The sequence below is a fragment of the Bradyrhizobium sacchari genome (assembly GCF_002068095.1).
Classification (GTDB): domain Bacteria; phylum Pseudomonadota; class Alphaproteobacteria; order Rhizobiales; family Xanthobacteraceae; genus Bradyrhizobium; species Bradyrhizobium sacchari.
In genome coordinates this window covers 234313-240104 of the sequence record NZ_LWIG01000001.1, presented here as the reverse complement: position 1 = coordinate 240104, position 5792 = coordinate 234313, and the positions used below count along the sequence as shown (strand labels likewise).

Sequence of the window (5792 nt, the reverse complement as noted above, 5' to 3'; positions counted from 1 at the left end):
GGGAACCATCCGGTACCGCCAGCAGACCGGCGGCGCGGTCGCTGTCGATCAACGGCCTGCAAATGACGAGGAATTTCAATTGTGTATGAGGTCGTGATTTCATTCTGAATGGCGCGCCATTTGCGGTAGTAAGTAGCCCATGCACACCATCGACCGTCTGCTCTCCGGCCTCGTCCTTTTCCTTGCATTCGCAGCCGTTCCGGTGCTTCCCGCGCGCGCGGCCGAAACCTGCCCCTTCATCAGCGCCAAGGAGCTCGCCGGTGCGATGCCGGCGCTCAAATGGTCGCTGATTTCAAATCAGGATGGCCGCGGCTGCATCTACCAGGCCGGGCGCGGCGACACGATGATGCTCACCGTGTTCCGCAATCCCGACAAGGACCGCGCCAGGGAATTGTACGTGACCTTCGTCAAGACGCTTGGCGAGCGCATGCCGCTTAACGCGGTGTCCGGGATCGGCGACGAAGGCCAGGGCGGAACGACCGCCGCCGGCGCAGAGCGCCAGGAGGCCTCGCTCGTCGCCTTGTCCGGCGATTACATTCTGCAGATCAGCGTCTATCCGATCGGCCGCCGCGCCGACGATGCGCTGCTCGGACCGATCACCGAAGCCGCGCGCGTCGCCATCGCGAGCGTGGGCAAGAGCAGTGAGCGGTTCGGCAATTGCGAGTGGCTGACTTCCGCCGATGCCGACGGCTTTCTCGACAAGAGCACCCTGACCGTGCAGCGGACCGGCGCGGGCAGCTGCATGATGTTCGATCGCGAGGCCAACACCATGACCGTCGGTGTGATCGACATGTCGCGCGCCACGGTCATTAGCATGATGAAGCGCCGGGGCCCGTGCCAGCACGTGGCGATCCCCGAGCTCGGCAGCGAAGCCTTTGGCGAGCATTCCTGCACCAAGGGCAATGGCAATGCCGTCAACATCTTTGTCTGGAAGAACGGCAGGCAGGCCTCGATCCTGTTCGCGCCGGTCAAGCCGCATCCGGAGTCCGGCTCGGTCGAGCGCCTGAAGGCGGTCGCCGGGCGCGTCTATGGAAAACTGTAACGACGCCGCGTGACATTGCCGGCCATCGCACGGTTCAGGCAAGGACGAAACCATTTGCCGGCCAGGCGAAGCCGGCCGGAAACAAACCAGGCCTAACCTCCCAAAGAGCTGCCCTGTCCAACCCGATCTAAGGGAGAGGATCTCATGAAAGCAGCATTTTTGGCGCTGTCGCTTCTTGGCCAGCCCGCGATACCGATTTCAGACCGTGTGCCCATCTTCGATGTGGAAGCCCTTTGCAGGGACGTCTCCGCTGACGACAAAGCGTCAGGGCTCGCCCTTGCGCAGGACGCCGGCGAATGCGTGCGTGACGAAACAATTGCGCAGCAACAGCTAAGTTCGACTTGGCTGACCGTTCCGAATCCCGCGCGCGACAGTTGCGAAGGCGAGGCTGCCGCAGCAGGAATACAAAGCTATGTCGATCTGCTCACCTGTCTGCAGATGGCAGGCTGGGTGAATCCGGCTGCCACGCCGGCGACCCCGCTCAGGGGAGCGAGCAAGAGGCGGAACGCGAAAAATTAGTCGCGCCCGTCGCTTAGCTGGATATCGCGGGCGGACCTGACGCGTGTTTCCGCAGATACGTCGTGCTATCGCGCGCGGGTCAGCTCCACGCCGTCGACCACCATCTTCCATGTCCCCGCCTCCTGGTGAGGCGGCGTCGACACCTCGAATGTCGTCGACAGGAATAGAATTCCGACGACGAAATTGTCACCCTCGAACCGACGTAGCGGGGCATTGATCGTGGTCGTGACCTCGCCGATCCTGGTGCCGTCCGTGACGCGCTTGTAGTGGACGATCCCGTCCCTGGTCAGCTCGACATCCATCGCCGGCGCGTGCCACTCGCCGACATAGGCGGCCTTGTCCTCAGGCACCGGCTGTCCGCACGCGGACAGCAGCGGCAGGGCCGCAACGAGAACCACCAAGGACGTTCGCTTTCTCATATGTCGCTCGACAACAGCAGGCGCCAGACGCGTCCCTCTTCGTCGGCCACCGCTTCATTCGGGTTCACGGCCCGCCAGCGCTTCCTTGCATTTGGCCGCGAAGGCGTTGAGATACGAGCCGATTTCGCTCGCCAGCGCGTCGGACCGGTCGACATTTTGCAGGCTCATGTTGAGTGCGTAGACCGGAAGCCCCTCGAGCACGATGGGCGTTGCGACGGCGAGAACGGCGGGCTGCCACGACACCGCGCAAAAGCCGTCGCTCTCGACGGCGCTGATCGATCTTCTGACGTCGGCCAGCAGCGCCTTGGTGGCAGCCGTGCTGCGCCGTTTGAACAGTTTCAGCAATCGCTCGCGCTCGGGCTCGGCAATGCCGGCGAGGTATGCGCGGCCGAGCGATGTCAGCTCCATCGGGACCTGCTGGCCGGCGACCACGTTGCGCAGCGCCGCGCGCGGGCTGTAGCGGATCGACTCCAGATAGACCATCATGGTTCTATCAGCGGTCGCGAGCCCGACATTCAGCCGGCGCTTCGCCGACTCGGCCCGCATCATCGCTCCGATCGTATTGAGCACGGGTGATCCCGTCCGCATGGCGTGGCCGATGCTGATGACCGATGCGGCAAGGCGGTAGCTCCGCTCGGTGCGGACTTCGTCGAGCATCCCGGAATTGACCAGCGTTCGCGTCAGCCGGCTGACGGTGGATCGCGGCAAGCCTGTTCGCTCCGCTATCTCGCCGTTGCCGAGCGTATCGACGCCGGGCCGGAACGCCCTGAGGATCTCGATGCCTCTTTCGAGCGACCGGTTGCCATCGACCCCGCCCGCATATCTGCGCGCCTGCGCCAAATCGGCCTCCTTCGCATTTCCACTCAGTGGAATTAGGGGGATGTTCGAGCGGTTGCAAGCCGCTATAGGCGACGACAAGAAGAATGCCTGGCCGCGCACGGCTCGACGAGGAAACGGCACGGCCTGATCGGCATTCGGGAGCCCACGCGGAGCTTGCCATGTCTTATCAGCTCATCGAATTTTCCGTCGAGGCCGGCGTCGCGACCATCGCGTTCAACCGCCCGGAACGCCGCAACGCCATGAGCGACGAGATGCGCGCCGAGTTCGCAGGCGCCCTCGAAACCGTGTCCCGCGACAAGGCGATCAAGGCCCTCGTGCTGACGGGGCGCGGCAATGCCTTTTGTGCCGGCGGCGACATCAGCGGCATGAAGCGCCGGCTCGAGGCGCCGCAGGGGGAGGTCGCATTCAACGGATGGAGCCGTCAGCAGGGCGTGCATCACGTGCAATCGCTGCTGCTCGGCCTGCCGAAACCGACCATCGCTGCCGTCAACGGCGCCGCGGCGGGCCTTGGTGCCGACACGGCGCTCGCCTGCGACTTCGTCATGGGCACGGAACGATCGAAATTCACCTGGTCCTACATCAAGCGTGGTTTGATCCCCGACGGTGGCGGGCTGTATTTCCTGCCGCGCCGGGTCGGGCTTCCCAGGGCAAAGGAGCTGATCTTCACCGGGCGCGTCGTCGATGCCGACGAAGCGCTTGCGCTCGGCATCGTCGATCGCAAGGTGGCCGCGGCCGAGCTGCTGCCGGCCGCGCAGGCCTGGGCGGCCGAGCTGGCAGAGGGGTCTCCGACCGCGCTGGCGTTGAGCAAGAAGATCCTGAACGAGACCTTCGAGCACTCCGCGCACGATATCTTCAATCTCGGCAGTCAGGCGCAGGCCATCTGCTACACCAGCGCCGAGCATCGCGACGCCGTGACGGCGTTCCTCGCGCAAGCCTCCTCGAAGGATTGAGCGATGAACGCGATCGAACGCCTGATCCGGCCGCGCAGCGTTGCAATCATCGGCGCGTCCGCAGACCCGAGCAAGACGTCGGGGCGGCCCGTCTCCTATCTCCAGAAGCACGGCTTTGCGGGAGCGATCTATCCCGTCAATCCCAAGGTCGCGGAAATCGGCGGTCTGAAATGCTACGTCGACATCGCGTCGCTGCCTGATGTACCCGACGTCGGCATTGTCCTGCTCGGCGCCGAGCGCGCCCACACCGCGGTGCGCGAATTGGCAGAGCGCGGCACGGCGGCGGCGATCGTCCTCGCCAGCGGCTACACCGAAACCGGGGCGGAAGGCACCGCGCGCCAGAAGCAGCTCATGCAAGCCGCCGGGTCCATGCGCCTGCTCGGGCCGAACACGATCGGCCTCGTCAATCTCACCGACAATATCGTGCTGTCAGCCTCCGGCGCGCTGGCGATGGATCAGTTTCCGGCAGGCCCGATCGGGCTGATCTCGCAAAGCGGAGGCATTCTCGGCGCCGTCCTGTCGCGCGCTGCGGCGCGCGGGGTAGGACTGTCCAAGCTGGTGTCGACCAGCAACGAAGCCGATCTCGAGCTCGCCGACATCATCGACTTCCTTGCCGACGACAGCGCGACCAAAGTCATCGCGCTCTATATCGAGGCGATCCGCAATCCATCCCGCTTCCGGGAAGCGGTCCTCAAGGCGCGCCGGGCAGGCAAGCCAATTGTCGCGTTCAAGATCGGGCGATCGGAGGCGGGTGCAAAGGCGGCCGTCTCGCACACGGGAGCGCTTGCGGGCTCCGACCGCATGTATGATGCCCTGTTCAGGCAGCTCGGCGTGATCCGTGCGAAGACGTTCGAAGACCTGCTCGACATTCCCGCAGCCGTCAGCGCGGGACGGAAGCTCTCCGGCAAGCGTGTCGCGATCCTCACCTCGACCGGCGGCGCCGGCACGATCGTCTCCGACAGCCTGGGCGTCGCCGGCTTTACAACGCCCGCCCCCGATGCGGACACCGCCGCGCGATTGCGCGCCTTGCAGTCGGGATCGCACGCCATGCTCGACCGCAATCCGATCGACGTGACCCTGGCCGGTCTGCAGCCGGATCTGCTGCGCGGCGCAATCCGCATCCTGCTCGCAAGTTCCTGCTACGATGCGCTGGTCGTCATTGCCGGCTCGTCAGCCGTGGGATCGCCGGCTCTGTGGGCCGATGCCATTCACGACTGCCTGCCGCTCAGCGACAAGCCCGTCATTGCCTATGTCAGTCCCTACGCGCCCGACGTGGTCTCCGTCCTCACCCGGCGAGGCGCCCCGGCCTACACCTCCGCCGAGAGCTGTGCCGCTGCGCTCGACGGACTGTTGCAGGCCAAAATGCCGGAGCAGCTCCAGATCTCCGGCGCGATCGAGATGACGGCCGATGTCAGCGATTTTCCGGCGGGACCGCTGGACGAGGCACAGGCCAAGGCGCTGTTCGCCCGCTTTGGTATTCCTATCGCGGCGGAGAAGGTGGTCGCAACGCCCCAAGAAGCGGAGCAGGCGGCGCGTGACCTCGGCGGCCGGGTCGTGCTCAAGATTCTCTCGCGCCAGATCGCGCACAAGAGCGACGTCGGCGGCGTCGCGGTCAACCTGACGGCGGAGACGATCGGCGGCCGCCTGACGGCGATGGCTGACGAGGTCGCGCTCAGGACCGGGACGCGACCCGGCCAGTTCCTGGTTCAGGAGATGATCTCAGGCGGCGTTGAAATCATTCTCGGGATGCATCGCGATCCCCTGGGCACCGCAATCCTCCTCGGAATGGGCGGCGTCGCCGCCGAGCTGTTCAAGGACACGACGATGCGTCTGCTTCCGCCGCAAGGCGGTCTCAGCCTGGTCGAGGCCAGAGCAATGGCGCGCGACCTCGTCACCTGGCCCCTGCTGGACGGTTTTCGGGGACGGGCGAAATGCGATGTCGAAGCGCTTGCCGCAGCGGTCGTCGCTTTCTCGCAGATGGTTGCGCAGCTCGCCGACCGCCTCACCGAGGCCGAGATCAAT

Annotated in this window: 6 protein-coding genes; 4 read left to right on the top strand and 2 right to left on the bottom strand. The window is 65.3% G+C overall.

Features of this window, described 5'->3' with window-relative positions; genetic code table 11:
- Positions 1–139 precede the first annotated feature (139 nt).
- Both A5906_RS01140 and A5906_RS01135 read left to right on the top strand, forming a co-directional pair.
- Entirely contained in the window at positions 140–1042 is a 903-nt protein-coding gene (locus A5906_RS01140) for a hypothetical protein (protein WP_080133456.1), read from the top strand.
- A gap of 144 nt (positions 1043–1186) precedes the next feature.
- On the top strand, positions 1187–1561 hold the full coding sequence (locus A5906_RS01135; RefSeq protein ID WP_080133455.1) for a hypothetical protein: 375 nt from the start codon (positions 1187–1189) through the stop codon (positions 1559–1561).
- Positions 1562–1626: 65 nt separating this feature from the next.
- Here A5906_RS01135 and A5906_RS01130 read toward each other — a convergent pair whose 3' ends face one another.
- Together A5906_RS01130 and A5906_RS01125 are read right to left on the bottom strand one after the other, a co-directional pair.
- The gene (locus tag A5906_RS01130) at positions 1627–1980 is read right to left on the bottom strand and encodes a hypothetical protein (RefSeq protein WP_080133454.1); all 354 of its coding nucleotides are present in this window, start codon (positions 1978–1980) and stop codon (positions 1627–1629) included.
- Between the two features lie 54 nt (positions 1981–2034).
- Positions 2035–2820 carry an IclR family transcriptional regulator gene (locus tag A5906_RS01125; protein ID WP_080133453.1) on the bottom strand — a complete coding sequence of 262 codons (786 nt, stop codon included), beginning with the start codon at positions 2818–2820 and terminating at the stop codon, positions 2035–2037.
- Between the two features lie 158 nt (positions 2821–2978).
- Here A5906_RS01125 and A5906_RS01120 point away from each other — a divergent pair, with 158 nt between their 5' ends.
- Both A5906_RS01120 and A5906_RS01115 read left to right on the top strand, forming a co-directional pair.
- A complete protein-coding gene (locus A5906_RS01120) occupies positions 2979–3770 on the top strand; it encodes an enoyl-CoA hydratase/isomerase family protein (RefSeq protein ID WP_080133452.1) in 792 nt (263 codons plus the stop codon).
- Between the two features lie 3 nt (positions 3771–3773).
- A partial coding sequence (locus tag A5906_RS01115; RefSeq protein ID WP_245326547.1) for an acetate--CoA ligase family protein occupies positions 3774–5792 on the top strand: 2019 nt, incomplete at its 3' end.

Coding starts and splice junctions, on each gene's coding strand:
- A5906_RS01140 (WP_080133456.1), top strand. CDS start 140: ATGCACACCATCGACCGTCTGCTCTCCGGCCTCGTCCTTTTCCTTGCA.
- A5906_RS01135 (WP_080133455.1), top strand. CDS start 1,187: ATGAAAGCAGCATTTTTGGCGCTGTCGCTTCTTGGCCAGCCCGCGATA.
- A5906_RS01130 (WP_080133454.1), bottom strand. CDS start 1,980: ATGAGAAAGCGAACGTCCTTGGTGGTTCTCGTTGCGGCCCTGCCGCTG.
- A5906_RS01120 (WP_080133452.1), top strand. CDS start 2,979: ATGTCTTATCAGCTCATCGAATTTTCCGTCGAGGCCGGCGTCGCGACC.